The organism is Shinella zoogloeoides (assembly GCF_003574625.1).
In the GTDB taxonomy this organism is placed as follows: Bacteria; Pseudomonadota; Alphaproteobacteria; order Rhizobiales; family Rhizobiaceae; genus Shinella; species Shinella zoogloeoides_A.
Genome location: NZ_QNUJ01000004.1, coordinates 285,092 through 302,430 on the forward strand (window position 1 = coordinate 285,092; position 17,339 = coordinate 302,430).

Here is a 17,339-nt window from a genome sequence, read left to right on the forward strand (position 1 = left end):
TTCCGGTCTTCCTCAATTACGCACGATGACCGTCGTGCCGGGCGTCACCTGCGCATAGAGGTGCTCGACATCCTCGTTCGCCATGCGGATGCAGCCGGACGATTGCGCCTTGCCGAGCGAGGACGGCTGGTTCGTGCCGTGGATGCGATAGATGGTGGAGCCGAGATAGATGGCGCGGGAGCCAAGCGGGTTGTCGAGGCCGCCCTTCATGGTGACCGGCAGGACCTTGCCCTTCTTCGCCTCGCGGGCGCGCATGTCTTCCGGCGGCGTCCAGGTCGGCCATTCGGTCTTGCGCGTCACCGTTTCCGTGCCGATCCAGATGAAGCCCTCGCGGCCGACGCTGACGGCATATTTCATGGCAAGGCCGGAACCGAGCACGTGGTAGAGGCGCCGCTCGGAATTGTCGACGATGATCGTGCCGGACGGGACGTCCTCGTCGAAGGCGACGAGTTCGCGGGCGATGGGCGCGCGGGAGACGGCGGCGATCTTTGTATTCGACTTCACCGGCTTGCCGCCGGAGAGCACCTGCAGCCAGCCGGTCTTCTGCGAGGCGGAGGAGAGTGATGCGACCTCGATCGGATCGACCCTATTGTCGGCGGCGGCAATGCCCGTGGTGGAAAGAAAGCCGGCGATGAGCGCGATGGCAAACTTTTTCATGTCCTGTCCCCTGTCTTGAGGCCGGGGCGTTCCGCCCGGCGTGTTCCGATGGGGACGTTGTAGGACGGCGGCGGATGCCACGATGTTCCGGGGGGAACAGGCGCCCGCCGGCCGTATACCCTCAGAAGGGCTGAATCCAGACGAGGCTGCTGACCATCAGGACTGCGATGATCGTCATTTCGAGAAATCCGTTCTGCATGGCACGATCCTCCATTTGCCGTGGAAACGCTCAGGTCCCGCCACGGTTCCGCCGGATTTGGCCGGGGAGAAAATTTCGTTGCCGAAATGCAAACGGCGCCGCAAAGGGCGCCGTTTCGGGACAGGAACGGATGTCCTACTTGCGGTAGATCAGCCAGCTCTTGGTGAAGTCCTTCTTCATGCCGTCTTCGAAGGCCATGGTGCGGTTGCGCCCGCCGTTCTTGGCGCAGTAAAGCGCGATATCGGCCTTGGAGTAGAGTTCGCCAGGGCCTTCCGCCCAGGAGGCCATGCAGAAGCCGAGCGAGATGGTGATCGGGCCGTAGTTGACGCCGGTCTTGGAGTTCTTGAACGGCGTGTGCTCCAGCGCGGTGCGGATGCGCTCGGCGATCGCCATCGCCTCTTCCTCGGTATTGCCCTCGATGATCATCGCGAATTCCTCGCCGCCGGTGCGTGCGACGAGGATGTCCTTGCGCACGTTCGCGCGGATCAGGCTGGCGACGGAGGCGAGGATCTTGTCGCCGACCGGATGGCCATAGGTGTCGTTGATCTTCTTGAAATGGTCGATATCGGCAAGGACCAGCGCGGTGACGTTGCGCGACATGGAGGAATTGTAGATCGCCGAGAGCTTGTCGTCGAAGGCGCGGCGGTTGGAGAGCTGCGTCAGCGAATCGGTGTTGGCGATACGCTTGTATTCGTCCAGCTCCTTGCGGACGTTCTCCATCTCTATGGATTTCTGCGCGACGTTCTCGACCATCTCCTTGCCCTGGGTGATGGTGTCGCCGGTCGCTTCCGTCAGGACGCCGATGGCGCTGCGGATGATCTCGGCGCTGGTGACGCTCTTGCCGCTGATGCGCACGAAGGTTTCGTCGAGCAGCCTGTTATAGCTTTCGAGCGAGGTCTGTTCCTGCTTCAGGAGGCGGAGGATGCCTTCCAGCTCGCCGACGATCCTCGTATGCGCGCCGTCGATGACTGTTTCGCCGTGATGATGGCCGAAATAGCGGGCGCCGATCTCGTCCAGTTCCTCCTGCGAGGCCTTGGTGCCGAGGGCGGCCAGTTCCCGCGTCAGCTTGGGGTTCGAGCCGATATAGGCTTCGTAGAACAGCTCGTAATTCCGCGGAATGGGAGAAACGCCCATTATGCGCATGGCATAGGTCACCTGTGCCGCGATGTCGGGCACCTGGACCTTCTGCGCGACTGCCGTGTTCATTGCGGCTGCTCCTGATTTCCCTGGTTGGCTCCCATCCCGTAAAATACTGCGAAAAAGCTTTGGGAAAGATTAACGTTTGTGTATTCCGTAACGGAATGCGGAAAGAAAAAAGGCCGAAAATCCAATGATCTGCGGCCTTTTCGCTTATTATATTAAAAAAAACTTCTTCAACCCGGCATGATCATTTTTTCCGGGCGCACAACCTCGTCGAACTCCTCGTTCGTGACGTAACCGCCGCCGACGGCCTCCTCGCGGAGCGTCGTGCCGTTCTTGTGCGCGGTCTTGGCGATCTTGGCGGCATTATCGTAGCCGATCTTCGGGGCGAGCGCCGTGACGAGCATCAGCGAGCGGTCGAGCGCCGCCTTGATGTTGTCCTCGCGCGCCTCGATGCCGACGACGCAATTGTCGGTGAAGGAGATCGCGGCATCCGAAAGCAGCTGGACGGACTGCAGGAAATTGTAGGCCATCAGCGGGTTGAAGACATTGAGCTCGAAGTGGCCCTGGCTGCCGGCGAAGGTCAGCGAGGCATGGTTGCCGAAGACCTGGGCGCAGACCTGGGTGAGGGCTTCGCACTGGGTCGGGTTGACCTTGCCGGGCATGATGGACGAGCCGGGCTCGTTTTCCGGCAGGGAGAGTTCGCCGAGACCGGAGCGTGGGCCGGAGCCGAGGAAGCGGATATCGTTGGCGATCTTGAAGAGGGCGGCGGCGGCCGCGTTGATCGCGCCGTGCGAGAAGACCATGGAATCGTGCGCGGCGAGCGCCTCGAACTTGTTCGGCGCGGTCTTGAAGGCGATGCCGGTGATCTTCGCGATCTGATCGGCGACCTTTTCCGCAAAGCCGACCGGGGCATTGAGGCCGGTGCCGACGGCGGTGCCGCCCTGGGCGAGTTCGCAAAGGCCCGGCAGGGTCAGTTCGATGCGCTTGATCGAGGAGGCGACCTGCGCGGCATAGCCGGAGAATTCCTGGCCGAGGGTCAGCGGGGTGGCGTCCTGCGTGTGCGTGCGGCCGATCTTGATGATGTGGTCGAAGGCCTTGACCTTGGCCTCGAGCGCGGCGTGCAGGTGCTTGAGCGCCGGCAGCAGGTCATGGACGATGCGCTCGGCGCAGGCGATGTGCATGGCCGTCGGATAGGTATCGTTCGACGACTGGCTCATGTTGACGTGGTCGTTCGGATGCACCGGCTTCTTGGAGCCCATGACGCCGCCGAGCATTTCGATGGCCCGGTTGGAGATCACCTCGTTGGCGTTCATGTTGGACTGGGTGCCCGAGCCCGTCTGCCAGACGACGAGCGGGAAATGGTCGTTGAGTTTGCCGTCGATGACTTCCTGCGCTGCGGCGACGATCGCTTCGCCGAGCTTCGGGTCGAGGCGGCCGAGCTCCACGTTGGCGCGGGCGGCGGCCTGCTTGACGATGCCGAGGGCGCGCACGACCGAAAGCGGCTGCTTTTCCCAGCCGATCTTGAAGTTGCCGAGCGAACGCTGGGCCTGCGCGCCCCAATAGCGGCTGTTGTCCACTTCGATGGGGCCGAATGTATCCGTTTCCGTGCGCGTCGATGTCATTGTGCTTCCCGCTTTAAAGCCCATGCGCTCCATCCTGCCGCCGGCGATGCCGCCGCATGGGGCGCGGCAGGCCGGGCGAGCGCGGGCCGTTCGGGAAGGGCCGCGCTGGCGCGAAAAAATCGCGCAAATCTCTGGCCCATCTCAGACCCGGTTGCAAGGGCGGATTGGCGGTGCGGGACGAGACTTTCGGTTAAAATCGATTAGGCGGCGGATATGGTCGCGCAAGGGGTCTCGAAGGCCTCGCAGGCGCTGTGCCTTTTCCATCACAACCGACGGCACAAATTTTTTCTGATTTTCTGCCGAGGGATTTGGAAAACCGGCTCCAGGTAAAAAAATCCGCGTCAATTCAAATTTTTACCGGGTGTCGTCCGTCCTGTTTTGCAGGTTCGGGCATAACGGTTTCGTGAGGCGTGGAACGGTCGGCGGGGAGGGGCGTTTCCTTTTCATTCACCATCCTTTCCTATAACTTACCGGCCTGCTGGTTCGGGCGCCGCCAGAGACCGCAAGGTGCGGTTCATTCGGGGAATGGAATACTTATGAAGCTGTCAAAGACTGCCGTGCTGGCCGCTGCGCTGGCTCTGTCCTGCGCCACCATCACGCTGCACGCCGCGCCCGCAAATGCCATTACGCTGATGGATTTCATTCGCGGCGGCAAGAAGAAGGAGCCGAAGCGCGAGGAGCTTCCGGGCGTGCAAACCGGCGCGGTGATGCCGAATGCCGTGGTAAAGCAGGAAGCAAAGCCCCTGCCGCGCGTCACCGGCCCCCGTTACTATACCTACAAGGCCGATGCCCTGAAGCGTGTCGCCGTCGATAAACTGGCCGATCCCGTCGTAACCAGCTCGATCTCCGCGGATATCGTGCCGGCCGGCGATTCCGGCATTCGCGCGGCCTTCGCTTCGGTCAACGTGCGCACCACGCCGGACGCCGCCAAGGCGGTCGAGACGTTCTACGCCGACCACAAGAAGCTCGTCTGGGTCGTGGGCACGGGCATCAGCGAGAAAGCCAAGGCTGCCATCGCGGTGCTCGCAGATGCCGCGGCCGTCGGTCTCGACCCCTGGGACTACGCGGTGCAGATCCCCGCGGACAGCTTCGACAGCGCCGACATGAACGCGCGCTACAACGAGCTTGCGACCTTCGAGATCGCCCTCTCGTCGGCCGTCGCGACCTATGTGCAGGACGCGGTGCGGGGCCGGATCGATCCGAACCGGATTTCGGGCTATCACGACTTCAAGCGCAAGGACGTCAATCTCGTCGCCGCGCTGAAGAACGTGGCGCTGAGCGGCAACGTGAAGGGCTACCTCGAAAGCCGCTCGCCGGCCAATGCCGATTTCCAGGCGCTCAAGGCCGAGCTTGCCAGGCTGCGCGCCGAGACCGAGGGCGACGACCGCGTGGTGATCGCCGAAAATACCCTGCTGAAGCCGGGCCAGAGCAGCCCGGAACTCGCCAATATCGTCAAGGGCATCGTCAAGCACGGCTCGGATGCGTTGAAGACCGACCATTCGGTGACCATCGCAAGCTATGCGGGCACGCCGGACTATACGCCGGAACTGGTCGCGCTCGTCGAGGCCTTCCAGAAGGAAAACGGCCTGAAGCCGGACGGCGTCGTCGGCAAGGCGTCGATCCGCAAGCTCGTCGGCGGCGATTCGGTGGCCGACAAGGTCGCCAAGCTCGAAGTCGCGCTGGAACAGGCCCGCTGGCTGCCGGCCGATCTCGGCGCGCGCCATGTCTTCATCAACCAGCCGGCCTTCATGGTCTACTACTACGAGGACGGCGCGGAAAAGTTCTCGATGCGCACGGTCGTCGGCTCCAAGTCGCACCAGACCTATTTCTTCGAGGACCGCATCCAGACCGTCGAGGTCAACCCATATTGGGGCGTGCCGCAGTCGATCATCATCAACGAGATGCTGCCGAAGCTGCGCAACGACCCGTCCTATCTCGACCGCATGGGCTACGAGGTGGCCGTGGGCGGCCGGGCGGTGCCGTCGTCCTCCGTCAACTGGAGCGGCTCGACCGCCGGCGTTTCCGTGCGCCAGCCGCCGAGCGGCGACAATGCGCTGGGCGAATTGAAGATCCTCTTCCCGAACAGCCACGCCATCTACATGCACGACACGCCGTCGAAGAGCTTCTTCAAGAAGGACATGCGGGCGCTCAGCCACGGTTGCGTGCGCCTTGCCGAACCGCGCAAGATGGCGGCGGCCGTGCTCGGCGTCAGCGAGGCGGATGTCGGCAAGGAGATCGCGGCCGGCCGCAACAAGGCGCTGAGCGTGAAGGCGGATATCCCGATCTACATCACCTATTTCACCGCCTGGCCGAACAAGAACGGCGCGGTCGAATATTTCGACGACGTCTATGGCCGTGACGACTACATGCGCAAGGCCTTCGCCGCCACGCGCTCGGCACGGCAGGTCCAGGGCTGATGCTGCGAGCCGGCTGGTAAATCAAAGGGCACGCCTCCCGGGAGGCGTGCCCTTTTTCATTGCAGCATTTTCACATTTGCCGGAGATGCTCTAGCGGGCGATGAGGCGCTCCACGAGGTCGGGCGTCAGTTCGTCGAAATGGGCGATGACGTGGTTCGGCTCGAGTTCGGCGACCGGCACGTCCGAATAACCGAAGGGCACGCCGATCGACGGGACGCCGGCATTGCGGGCGACGAGCATGTCGTTGAGGCTGTCGCCGATCATCACCGTGCGCTTCGGATCCGCCCCGGCAAGGCGGACGGTGCCGAGCAGGTGTTCGGCATCCGGCTTGCGCACGGCGAAGGTATCGCCGCCGGTGATGGCGGCGAAGCGCGCCGTGAGGCCGAGGCCGTCGACGAGGCGGCGGGCAAGCCCTTCCATCTTGTTCGTGCAGACGGCGAGGCGGTAGCCGGTTCCGGCAAGACGGTCCATGGCGTCGGTGAGGCCGGGATAGGGCGTCGAGACGCCGGGCATGGCGTCCGCATAGTGCTCGACGAAGACGGCGAGCATGCGCTGCAGTTCCTCGTCGGAAATCTCGCGGCCGCGCAGCGCGAAGGCGCGCTTGATCATCACCTGGCCGCCGTGGCCGACGAGATAGGTGAGGTCGCCATAGCCGACCGGCTCCAGCCCTTCGAGGCCGATCGTGTGGTTGAGGCTCGCCACGAGATCGTGTGCCGTATCGATGAGGGTGCCGTCGAGATCGAAGACTACGAGAGGAGCGGACATGAAAACCTGCGGGTGGAAAGAGGGAGGATGCTTCCGGTATGCGACGGCGGGGCGGCATTTGCAATCCGCTTTCCTGCCGCAGGGAGGCGGCGATTTTGGCTTTCGTTTGCCGGCAGGGGCGTGTAAGTGTCTCACCGGAATTTCGGCCGCTTCGCGCGCCGGTTTGCAACGGCTCAGGGAGTTTTGGGCATGGACGCCCGTGAAATGAAGATCAAGGCCGCCGAGGCAGCGCTGGCCCATGTAGAAGACGGCATGCGCCTCGGCATCGGCACCGGCTCGACCGCCGAGGAATTCGTGCGGCTCCTGGCCGAGAAGGTGGCCGGCGGCCTCAGGGTCGAGGGCGTGCCCACCTCCGAGCGCACGGCGCGGCTCTGCGTCGAACTCGGCGTGCCGCTGAAGTCGCTCGACGAACTGCCGGAACTCGACCTCACCATCGACGGCGCCGACGAGGTGGACGGCAGGCTGCGCCTCATCAAGGGCGGCGGCGGCGCGCTGCTGCGCGAGAAGATTGTCGCCAGCGCCTCGCAGCGCATGATCGTGATCGCTGACGAGAGCAAGGTCGTCGAGACGCTCGGCGCCTTCAAGCTGCCGATCGAGGTCAATCCGTTCGGTCTTGCCGCGACGCGCATCGCCATCGAGAAGACGGCCGCGCGCCTTTCCCTTTCCGGTCCGATCGCGCTGCGCACCTCCGGCGACGGCCCGTTCATGACGGACGGTGGACACTACATTCTCGACGCATCTTTTGGCCGCATTCCTGATGCAGATGCGCTCGCAAGCAATCTCAATGACATACCGGGCGTCGTCGAACACGGCCTCTTCATCAATATGGCGTCGCTTGCCATCATCGCGGGACCCGCTGGTGCGCGCACGCTGACGGCGAAAGAATAGACAGGAGCACAGACCGACATGATCAAATTTGCTGGTTTCGGCCGGACCCTCGCGGTGACCCTCATCGTTTCGGCTGGCTTTGCCGGCGCCGTCAAGGCGCAGGACGTCACGGACGCGCAGATCAAGGCAGCCCGCGCCGCCATCGACGCCATCGGCGCGACGAGCCGCTTCGACGATATCCTTCCGAGCCTTGCCGCCCGGGTGAAGGCGTCTTTCGTGCAGGCATCGCCGAACCACGAATCGGAAATCAGTGCCGTCGTCGACGAACAGGCGCTGGCGCTGGCGCCGCGCCGTGCTGACCTCGAGAAGGAAGCCGCGACGATCTACGCCAAGACCTTCACGCAGGACGAGCTGAAGGCCATTGCCGACTTCTACGGCTCGGCCGTCGGCAAGAAGCTGCTGTCGGACGGCCCGATCGCCACGCGCGAAGTCGTGAAGGCTGCCGAAATCTGGGCTTCGGGCATCGACCGCGACCTGCGCACCGAAAGCGGCACCAAGCTCGACCAGATGATTGGCGCCAAGCCTGCCGAGGGCGGCGACGCGAAGCCGAAGCAGTAAGTATCGACGGAAAAAGGCGGCCACGGGCCGCCTTTTTCATATGCCTCGATGGCGACGGCCCGGCGCCGTCTATTCGTGGATCGTGTAGGAGCCGAGTTCGCACAGGTTCTGCGTGTCGGTCGTCGTATCCAGGGCGGAATCCTCCGAAAACTCGAAGCGCATGTCGTACTCGCAGACATCGCGGCCATCCGCGATGGTGACTTCGATCGTCTCGCCGGGCTCGAGCACCTGGTCGCCGAACACATCCTCTTCCCAACGGTCCTCGCCGACCGGGGAGGTGTAGAAGGCGGTGAGCGTGGAATTGGTGCCGTTCCTTAGCTCGAAGACGAGGTCTTCGGCGGCCGCAGGGCCTGCCAGGAGGGCGAGTACGGCCGCGCAGGCCGCGATACGCAGGGGCTTTTTCATGATGATCATCCACTTGGACCACAATCGGTCAGGTATTTCCTAACGCCCCTTCGCCCCGGCGTAAATCGGGCATCCACGCCGCCCGGTCCAGCATTTGGGGCGGATTTTCCGGCAATGTAAAGCGACCGCAGCGGGAGTGGCGCTCAACCGGCGATCCGGCCTTTTCCTTTTGGGCGCGCTGTTCCTATATGTGTCGGACGCAGCGGGCGGATTCGCCTTCCGCGTCCTCAGACGGCCGTCCGGCCAGGCTTGCCCGCAGGAGATCGCGACATGACGACATTCGACTACGACCTCTTCGTCATCGGTGGAGGCTCCGGCGGCGTGCGCAGCGCGCGCCTTGCCGCAGCCATGGGCAAGAAGGTGGCGATCGCCGAGGAGTTCCGCTTCGGCGGCACCTGTGTCATCCGCGGCTGCGTGCCGAAGAAGCTCTATGTCTATGCCTCGCAGTTCCACGAGCATTTCGAGGATGCCGCCGGCTTCGGCTGGCAGGTCGGCGAGACGACATTCGACTGGCCGGCGCTCGTTTCGGCCAAGGAGAAGGAGATCGCGCGCCTCGAAGGTCTCTATCGCAAAGGGCTGGAGAATGCCGGCGCGATCATCCTCGCGACGCGCGCAGTACTCGTCGGGCCGAACACGATCCGCCTGACCGCCACCGACGAGCTGGTGACGGCCGAGCGCATCCTGATCGCCGTCGGCGGTCATCCGACGCCGCATTTCGACCTGCCCGGTCATGATCTCTGCATCACCTCGAACGAGGCCTTCGACCTGCCGGCGCTGCCGAAATCCATCCTGATCGCGGGCGGTGGCTATATCGCCGTCGAATTCGCCAATATCTTCCACGGGCTCGGTGTCGAGACGACGTTGATCTATCGCGGCAAGCAGATCCTCTCGCGCTTCGATCAGGACATGCGCCACGGCCTGCAGTCGGCGATGATCGGCAAGGGCATCCGCGTCATCTGCGAGGATATCATCACCAGCGTCGCCGAAGGCGAGGGCGGGCGCCGTGTCGTGAAGACCAAGACCGGCGAGACACTGACCGTCGACCAGGTGATGCTGGCGCTCGGCCGCGTGCCGAACACCGGCAGCCTCGGGCTGGAGACGGCGGGCGTCGCCATGAACGAGCGTGGCGCGATCATCGTCGATGAGCATTCGCGGACCAACGCTCCCGGCATCTTTGCGCTTGGCGACGTGACCGACCGCGTGCAGCTGACGCCGGTCGCGATCCACGAAGCGATGTGCTTCATCGAGACGGAGTTTCGCGGCAATCCGGTCTCGCCGGATCATGACCTCATCGCGACCGCCGTGTTCTCGCAGCCCGAGATCGGTACGGTCGGCCTCAGCGAGGAGGAAGCAGCGAAGCGGTTCGACGATCTCGAAATCTACCGCGCCGAGTTCCGCCCGATGAAGGCGACGCTTTCCGGCCGGCAGGAAAAGACGATCATGAAGCTCGTCGTCAATGCCTCCGACCGAAAGGTGGTGGGCGCGCATATCCTCGGCCACGAGGCGGGCGAGATGGCGCAACTTCTTGGCATCTCGCTGAAGGCTGGTGTCACCAAGGACGACTTCGACCGCACCATGGCGGTGCATCCGACGGCGTCGGAGGAACTGGTGACGATGTACCAGCCAAGCTACCGCGTCAGGAACGGCCAGCGGGTCTGACGGCGGTTGCCACATCTGGCGCATTTGGGACAGTCGATCGCTAGAACTCCCGCTATGCAAGAACCATCTATCGGTTTATAAGCCCGCATCGTTAAAACGGAGGGGCGTTCCTGGCTTGTTGGGAGCGCTTCAGGACAGGTGAGTATCATGGCACAGAATTGGACGCCGAGCAGCTGGCGGCAGAAGCCCATCCAGCAGGTTCCGGATTATCCCGATCTCGCCGCATTGGCGGCGACCGAAGAACGCCTCGCGAAGTTTCCGCCGCTCGTCTTCGCCGGTGAGGCACGCCGCCTCAAGACCGCGCTTGCGAACGTGGCCGAAGGCAAGGGCTTCCTGCTTCAGGGCGGCGATTGCGCCGAGAGTTTCGCCGAGCACGGTGCCGATACGATCCGCGACTTCTTCCGCGCCTTCCTCCAGATGGCCGTGGTGCTGACCTTCGGCGCCCAGCTTCCGGTGGTCAAGGTCGGCCGCATCGCCGGCCAGTTCGCCAAGCCCCGTTCCTCGGGCATCGAGAAGCAGGGCGATGTATCGCTGCCGTCCTACCGCGGCGACATCATCAACGGCATCGAGTTCACGGAAGAGGCCCGCGTGCCGAACCCGGAACGCCAGATCATGGCCTACCGCCAGTCCGCGGCGACGCTGAACCTCCTGCGCGCTTTCGCCATGGGCGGCTATGCCAACCTGGAGAACGTCAACCAGTGGATGCTTGGCTTCGTCAAGGACAGCCCGCAGGCCGAGCGCTACCGCAAGCTCGCCGACCGGATTTCCGAGACCATGGACTTCATGAAGGCCATCGGCATCACCTCGGAGAACCACGCGAACCTGCGCGAGACGGATTTCTTCACCAGCCATGAGGCGCTGCTGCTCGGTTACGAGCAGGCGCTGACCCGCGTCGATTCGACCTCGGGCGACTGGTACGCGACGTCCGGCCATATGATCTGGATCGGCGACCGCACCCGCCAGGCCGACCATGCGCATATCGAATATTGCCGTGGCATCAAGAACCCGATCGGCCTCAAGTGCGGTCCGTCGCTGACGAGCGATGGCCTCCTTGAGCTCATCGACCTCCTCAACCCGCAGAACGAGGCCGGCCGCCTGACGCTGATCTGCCGCTTCGGCCACGACAAGGTCGCGGAGAACCTGCCGCGCCTCATCCGTGCCGTCGAGCGGGAAGGCAAGAAGGTCGTGTGGTCCTGCGACCCGATGCATGGCAACACGATCACGCTCAACAACTACAAGACCCGTCCCTTCGAGCGGATCCTGTCGGAAGTGGAGAGCTTCTTCCAGATCCACCGCGCCGAAGGCACGCATCCGGGCGGCATCCATATCGAGATGACCGGCAACGACGTGACGGAATGCACGGGCGGCGCACGGGCGCTTTCGGGCGCGGACCTTGGCGACCGCTACCACACGCATTGCGACCCGCGCCTCAACGCCGACCAGGCGCTGGAGCTCGCCTTCCTTCTTGCCGAGCGCATGAAGGGCGGCCGCGACGAGAAGCGGATGGTCGTGAACGGCTGATCGCCTTCCGTTCACGCTTCGGTTCCGTCGATGAGCGGGGCTGATGCATGCATTCAGGAATGTGAATTTGACAGGACCGGGCCGGCTGGCAAAGCTGGCCCGGTTTTCGTTTGGGGGGAATATGAGCGAGGAACATCGGGGACATTGCCTCTGCGGCGCGGTGCGTTTCCGCACGCAAGGAGACCTCAGCAAGATCGTCGCCTGCCATTGCAGCCAGTGCCGGCGGCAGACCGGGAATTTCTACGCCGCGGTCAATGTGCGCGACGAGAAGCTGACGGTGGAAGGATCGGAGAACGTCGCCTGGTATCGTGCAAGCGATTGGGCGGGCCGGGGCTTCTGCCGGACCTGCGGCTCCGCCCTGTTCTGGAAGGGCGACGGTTCCAACTATACCTCGGTCATGGCCGGCTCCTTCGACAGGCCGACGGGGTTTTCCATCGGCGTGCACATCTATTGCGCCGACAAGGGCGACTATTACGAGATTACCGACGGCGCGCCGCAATTCCCGCAGGGCGGCTAAGCCCTATTGCACGAGGGCGGGGCGCTGGCAGGCGACGCCCGTCACGCGGATATCCGCTTCCCCGATCTTCACGCCGACGGCGAGCAGCAGATTGTAGAGCAGTTCGTCCAGCGCTGGCGTCGCCGCGCCGAGCGTCGAGGCGAGCGCCTGCGTGACGAGCGAGGTGCTGAGCCCGAGATTGAGCAGCTTGATGTTGATCTCGACCTCGAGCTTTCCGAGCAGGCTCTGGATGGTGGAGGTGAGCGTATCGCGTGTCGAGGTGGATTTCGTCGCCTTGGCGGCGATCTCCGTCGGCGTGAAGGTGAGGCGGTCCTTCGTAAGGTTCTTGGCCTCGGCATGCGCCAGCGCGTCGATGCTGAGGAGCAGGGCATCGACGATCCGGGCTTTCTGCACCCGGGGCTCGTCGGAGAAATCGGCGAGCACGGACGGGTCCACCTTGCCGATGGCGATCTCCGCCACGCCCGCCACGGCATCGACCGCGACATTGGCATTGGACGGCGAGCCGCCGAGGCAGCGGATATCGGCGAGCTTTGCCTCGGACGCTGCGACCTCGACATAGAGCGGCAGCTTGATCCGAAGGCCCGCCAGCGCGGCAAGCCCGTCGACGCCGACCTCGACCGCAAGTCGCGTCTGGGCGCTGCGCACGGCGCTGCCAGGTGCGCCCAGACGGTGGGAGGGCGTTTCGACCGGCGGTTCGCCGATGGCGAGCGCGACCGTCACCGAGGCGAGGCCCGGAATGGCAAGGCCGGTGTCGAGCGCCACCTGGTTCTTGCCGTTGGCAAGGGCCGCGGCGGCGGTGACGATCTGCAGGGCGTTGACGGACATCGCCCAGTCGCCGCCCGTCGCCACGGCTATGCCCTTCTTCGGGTCGATGTTGAGGATGCGGGCGAGGGGGAGCTTCACCTTGCTGCCCGACGTCGCCGTCTCTATGGCGTGGAGGGCGGAGCGGACAGGGCCGGAAAGCCCCTCGACGGCGCGCATGGAGGCGAGAAGCTGCGGCATGGTGATGCCGGCATTCAGCACGTCCTCATAGGTGCCGGCCGTCAGGTTCAATTGCGTGGCGACGGCCTTCAGGAAGGGCTGTACCGAAAGATCCGTGTCGACCAACGCGCGGTAGTCCATCACCTTGAGCGAAAGCTTCGTGCCGAGGAGCTTGCCGAGCAGTGCGTTGAGGATGCCGTCGTTGAGGCTGGCAAGGCGTGTGCCGATGGAGAAGGCGGCGACCTTGGTGCGCGATGCCGAGCCGGTTGCCGAAAGCAGCGGCGACTTCGGCATGAAGACAGAGGCGACGAAGAGGTCGGCGGGGCGGGACAGCGTCACCCGTGCGGCGTCGGCATCGGCCGTCGCCGGCTTGAAGCGGTCCTCGGGCGGAATGTCGGGATCGGCGACGTAGCGGCCGCGCTCGACCGTCGCGGTGGTGACGGCGGCCTTGAGGCCGACCGGCGTCGCGGCGGGGATCGTCACGCCGTTCGTGCCGGAGACGGAAGCCGGCAGGTGGTTGAGTGCGAAATAGGTCGCGGCAGCCTTTTCCGCCTCCGCCACGTTGGAGGCGGCGGCGATCGCGGCAAGGTCCGCGGAGGACTGCAACTGCCGACGCTGCACGGTGAGGTAGCCGTAGTCCACGCCCAGCGCCAGCGAGAAGATCATCAGGGGCAGGCTCGCCGCCGCGAGTATGCCGATATTGCCGGAACGGTCCTGGAGCAGGCGGGGAGGCTTCATCTCACATCCCCCCGATGCGCACGGTGGCGTAGCGCTGGATCTCTTCCTTCGGCAGCGCGAAGGTGAAGAGCTTCCAGATCGGCAGGTCGCTGGAATCGTAGGTGATGGTGACGGTGAACTGGTCCGGATTGCCCGGATCGTCCGTGACGAGCACCTTCATCTTCGTGCGGTTGATGAAGGAATAGTCGAGGCGGGATGCATCGAGGTAGCGGTTGACGAGCGTGACGCGCTCGGTCGGGTTGAGCCCGGCAACCGCCGTGCGGGCGGCATCGGCGGCGATCTGCTGCACGGAATGCGTGACGGAAAGGTAGATGCCGTAGGCGATCAGCGTGAACAGCGCGAGGAAGAAGAGCGGGGCGATGATCGCGAATTCCAGCGCCGATGTGCCGGCGCGATCCTTCGACAGGCGGGACAAGGCGTGCACGACATCTCCTCCTTCGGATTGTGTGACGGCATGGCATTCCCCGCATCCCTGATGTGGATGCACGTTTATCGTGCGCCGAGAATCTTAATTTCTCCTATAGATTGATTTGTGTGAATCCCGCCTATTTTTGGTTGTGGCGGGTTGTCACCTCCGTTGGTGCAGCACGTCGTGCAGCCGCAGGATTTCCATCTTCAGCGCGGCGATCTCCTCGATGAAATGGGTGTCGATCTTGTGATGCAGCGCCATGAGCTCGATCTCCGCCTTGAGGTTCACCTCGTAGTCCTTGGTGGCCTCGAAGCGGTCGCGGGCGGCCTGCCGGTTCTGCGACATCATGATGATCGGAGCCTGGAGGGCGGCGAGCATGGAAAGCACGAGGTTGAGGAAGATGAAGGGGTAGGGATCGAAGGCATCCTTCGTCAGCAGCAGCGTATTGGCGACCGTCCAGACGACGAGGAAGGCGAGGAAGCCGATGATGAAGGCCCAGGAGCCGCCGATGCGGGCGATGGCGTCGGCGATGCGCTCGCCGACCGATTGCTTCGCCTCGTAGGCGATGTTGCGGTCTTCCGAAAGAATGCGGCCCTCGCGGGAGTGCAGCAGTACGTCGCGCTCGGTCTCATCGAGCTGGTCGGCAGGCTTACCGAAGAGGATTTGGGCTGCGTCGTCGAAGGGTCTCATGGCCGGGCTCCGGAAGCGGGAATCGGAACTCTAGCCTAGCCTTATTCCGGCGAAAATCAGTAGCCTGCCGCCATCAGCTCCGCATGGGAGTCGAAGAAGCGCTCGAGGCCGTACTGCTTGCCGAACATGATGTCGTGCTGCAGGAAGCGGAAGTCGCGCACCAGCGGGTCGAGCGTCTTCTTGCGCGCCCAATCGGGCGTGGCGTTGCCCTTGGCGTCGATCAGCATGTAGCGGTCGATGACGCGCAGCTTGTCGTGCACCGCGCCGAGGAAGCCGGTGTAGTAGGGGTGCTCGTAGCCCGCTTCCTTGAGGATGTAGTAGGAGAGGAATGCCGGGCTGATCGTGCCCACTTCCTTCTCCACGCCGGTCTTGTTCGACCAGATGACGAGCGGGGTCTCGTGCTCCTTCTTCATCTGCTCGGCCGAGCCCTTGCGCGAGGCGGTGATGCCCTGCATGTAGCCGGATGTCTTGTAGACCGTGTTGAGCGGCGGCAGGTGGTCGCCGAAGACGACGATGATCGTCTCGCGGTCGCGTTCCTTCGCCCAGTCCATCAGCATCTTGAGGCTCTGGTCGGCTTCCTTCACGCCCTGGGCGTAGCTTGCCAGCATGCGGTTCTCGCGGGCGTCGAGCTTGCCGTCGATGGCGATGTCGGTCTTCTTGTAGCGGCCGTCGTCATAGGGGCCGTGGCCCTGCAGCGTGACGGCGAAGAAGAAGAACGGGTTTTCCTGCGCGTCCGCCTGGCGGATGATTTCCTTCGTCAGCGCCTCGTCCGAGGTGAAGTTGCCGCGCTTTGCCAGCGGCGGCATCTGGTCGACGTCCTTGAAGGCCTCGAAACCGAAGGCCTTGTAGACGCTGGTGCGGTTCCAGAACCAGCCGGAGAACGGATGGATGGCGCGTGCCGTATAGCCTTCCGCGCGGAAGAACGTGGCGAGCGAGGGGATCGGCTTGCGCACATATTGCTGGTAGGGGATGCTGCCGGTCGGCAGGAAGGCGTTGGAGAAGCCCGTCAGCGCCTCGAATTCCACATTGGCCGTCAGGCCGCCGAATTCCGGCGAGAAGACGTTGCCGCTGGCGTTTTCGCGGATGACCGGCATCGGATCGGGCGACAGCTTGACGTTCTCAAGGCGCGTCGGATCCCAGAGGGACTCGCTCATCACCACGATGACGTCCGGCTTGGAGCGGTGCGTCGTGCCGGCCGGCAGGGGCTTGGACGGAATCTTGTCGATGGCGTCGGTCATGTAGCCGGCAGGCGCCTGCACGTTCGCCATCGGCAGGTTGATCGCGAAGGCCATGACGAAGCCGTTATGGCGGTAGTTCTCCGCCTGGTCCCACATGATCGGGAAGACCTTCAGCCGGTCGCGCACCCAGGAGAAGTCGTTGTAGTCCATGATGGACACGAATCCGGCGAGCAGCGGCAGCGTGACGGCAAGGCGCGTCAGGCGCTCCTTCCTGGTCAGCGGGCGGAAGCGGCGCCAGGCGAAGATCCACAGGGCGATGAGGCCGGCGACCGCGGCGAGAACGGTCAGCGCAAGGCCCGCGGCGGTCCACGGGCGGTCCTGCACCAGCACGGGCATCAGCTCGAGGATCTGGCGGCCGAAAAGCAGGTCGGTCGGATAGAGCGGGTCGGTAAGGAACACCTGCTTCTGCTGCGAGATGACGCCCATCAGCACGACGAGCGGGGAGACCAGCAGCACGGCCTTGTGCTGGCGGCCGATCAGCGCGTCGATGGCGAGATAGAGCAGGAAGAACATGCCGGCGGTCGTCCAGCCGGGCTGCTGGAGATTGGTCAGATAGGCATAGGTCTGCCCGAGCGAGCCACGCGTGATGAGTTCGACGACGACGACGGTGGCAAGCGCCAGGAGAAACGAGACGGCCAGCGAGCGCAGAACCGCCAGCGCCTTGGCATGGCGCGCGAAAAAGCCTGCCTCTGCGGCGGAAATCTCGGTGGCTTCGATTGCCACGGCTGCGGAAGTGAACAGGGCCAAGGCCTTCTCCGGGTGTCATAAAACTTTCGTGTATCTGTCATACGGATGTCATCTTGAACAGAACATGAATGGCTTGCCCAACGTTTCCGGCGTGCTTTGGTTCCTTCTGTTGCATTGCGGCAATGGTCGCGAACCCCCTGAAAAACGACGGATTTTGCCGAAATCGAATGCAAACCGGCCGCCGT

General features: G+C 63.9%; 15 protein-coding genes. 6 read left to right on the top strand and 9 right to left on the bottom strand.

Going from position 1 to position 17,339, the window contains the following annotated elements; all coding sequences use genetic code 11:
* Positions 1-12 precede the first annotated feature (12 nt).
* The 3 genes from DSD28_RS09740 to fumC form a co-directional block, all read right to left on the bottom strand.
* The gene (locus tag DSD28_RS09740) at positions 13-657 is read right to left on the bottom strand and encodes a L,D-transpeptidase (protein ID WP_119256188.1); all 645 of its coding nucleotides are present in this window, start codon (positions 655-657) and stop codon (positions 13-15) included.
* 334 nt (positions 658-991) lie between these two features.
* A complete protein-coding gene (locus tag DSD28_RS09745; RefSeq protein WP_119256189.1) occupies positions 992-2,062 on the bottom strand; it encodes a GGDEF domain-containing protein in 1,071 nt (356 codons plus the stop codon).
* A 167-nt stretch (positions 2,063-2,229) separates the two neighbouring features.
* Positions 2,230-3,654, bottom strand: coding sequence for a class II fumarate hydratase (gene fumC, locus DSD28_RS09750; protein WP_119256190.1), 1,425 nt, complete (start codon positions 3,652-3,654; stop codon positions 2,230-2,232).
* Between the two features lie 503 nt (positions 3,655-4,157).
* Between fumC and DSD28_RS09755 the strand changes: the two genes are divergently transcribed.
* The gene (locus DSD28_RS09755) at positions 4,158-6,038 is read left to right on the top strand and encodes a L,D-transpeptidase family protein (protein ID WP_119256191.1); all 1,881 of its coding nucleotides are present in this window, start codon (positions 4,158-4,160) and stop codon (positions 6,036-6,038) included.
* Between the two features lie 90 nt (positions 6,039-6,128).
* Here the strand turns inward: DSD28_RS09755 and DSD28_RS09760 are convergent, their stop codons facing one another.
* On the bottom strand, positions 6,129-6,803 hold the full coding sequence (locus DSD28_RS09760; RefSeq protein ID WP_119256192.1) for an HAD family hydrolase: 675 nt from the start codon (positions 6,801-6,803) through the stop codon (positions 6,129-6,131).
* Between the two features lie 189 nt (positions 6,804-6,992).
* On the opposite strand from DSD28_RS09760, the gene rpiA reads away from it, so the two are divergent.
* Positions 6,993-7,691 carry a ribose-5-phosphate isomerase RpiA gene (rpiA, locus tag DSD28_RS09765; RefSeq protein ID WP_119256193.1) on the top strand — a complete coding sequence of 233 codons (699 nt, stop codon included), beginning with the start codon at positions 6,993-6,995 and terminating at the stop codon, positions 7,689-7,691.
* An 18-nt stretch (positions 7,692-7,709) separates the two neighbouring features.
* A complete protein-coding gene (locus DSD28_RS09770) occupies positions 7,710-8,249 on the top strand; it encodes a DUF2059 domain-containing protein (RefSeq protein ID WP_119256194.1) in 540 nt (179 codons plus the stop codon).
* A 69-nt stretch (positions 8,250-8,318) separates the two neighbouring features.
* On the opposite strand, the gene DSD28_RS09775 is transcribed toward DSD28_RS09770, so the two are convergent.
* A complete protein-coding gene (locus DSD28_RS09775) occupies positions 8,319-8,654 on the bottom strand; it encodes a hypothetical protein (protein ID WP_119256397.1) in 336 nt (111 codons plus the stop codon).
* Between the two features lie 270 nt (positions 8,655-8,924).
* Between DSD28_RS09775 and gor the strand changes: the two genes are divergently transcribed.
* From gor to DSD28_RS09790, 3 genes are all read left to right on the top strand, one after another.
* Entirely contained in the window at positions 8,925-10,313 is a 1,389-nt protein-coding gene (gene gor, locus DSD28_RS09780; RefSeq protein ID WP_119256195.1) for a glutathione-disulfide reductase, read from the top strand.
* Between the two features lie 147 nt (positions 10,314-10,460).
* The gene (locus DSD28_RS09785; protein WP_119256196.1) at positions 10,461-11,834 is read left to right on the top strand and encodes a class II 3-deoxy-7-phosphoheptulonate synthase; all 1,374 of its coding nucleotides are present in this window, start codon (positions 10,461-10,463) and stop codon (positions 11,832-11,834) included.
* A gap of 121 nt (positions 11,835-11,955) precedes the next feature.
* Entirely contained in the window at positions 11,956-12,351 is a 396-nt protein-coding gene (locus DSD28_RS09790; RefSeq protein ID WP_119256197.1) for a GFA family protein, read from the top strand.
* Between the two features lie 3 nt (positions 12,352-12,354).
* Here DSD28_RS09790 and DSD28_RS09795 read toward each other — a convergent pair whose 3' ends face one another.
* The 4 genes from DSD28_RS09795 to DSD28_RS09810 all read right to left on the bottom strand — a co-directional run bounded on the left by DSD28_RS09795 (position 12,355) and on the right by DSD28_RS09810 (position 17,148).
* Positions 12,355-14,070 (bottom strand): pilus assembly protein TadG-related protein, encoded by a 1,716-nt coding sequence (locus DSD28_RS09795; protein ID WP_119256198.1) that lies wholly within the window; start codon positions 14,068-14,070, stop codon positions 12,355-12,357.
* Position 14,071: 1 nt separating this feature from the next.
* Positions 14,072-14,494 carry a TadE/TadG family type IV pilus assembly protein gene (locus DSD28_RS09800; RefSeq protein WP_245424795.1) on the bottom strand — a complete coding sequence of 141 codons (423 nt, stop codon included), beginning with the start codon at positions 14,492-14,494 and terminating at the stop codon, positions 14,072-14,074.
* Positions 14,495-14,638: 144 nt separating this feature from the next.
* Positions 14,639-15,169, bottom strand: a complete 531-nt coding sequence (locus tag DSD28_RS09805) for a DUF1003 domain-containing protein (protein ID WP_119256199.1) — start codon at positions 15,167-15,169, stop codon at positions 14,639-14,641.
* 56 nt (positions 15,170-15,225) lie between these two features.
* Complete coding sequence (locus tag DSD28_RS09810; protein WP_432430852.1) at positions 15,226-17,148, bottom strand: LTA synthase family protein; 1,923 nt, start codon at positions 17,146-17,148, stop codon at positions 15,226-15,228.
* Positions 17,149-17,339 lie beyond the last annotated feature (191 nt).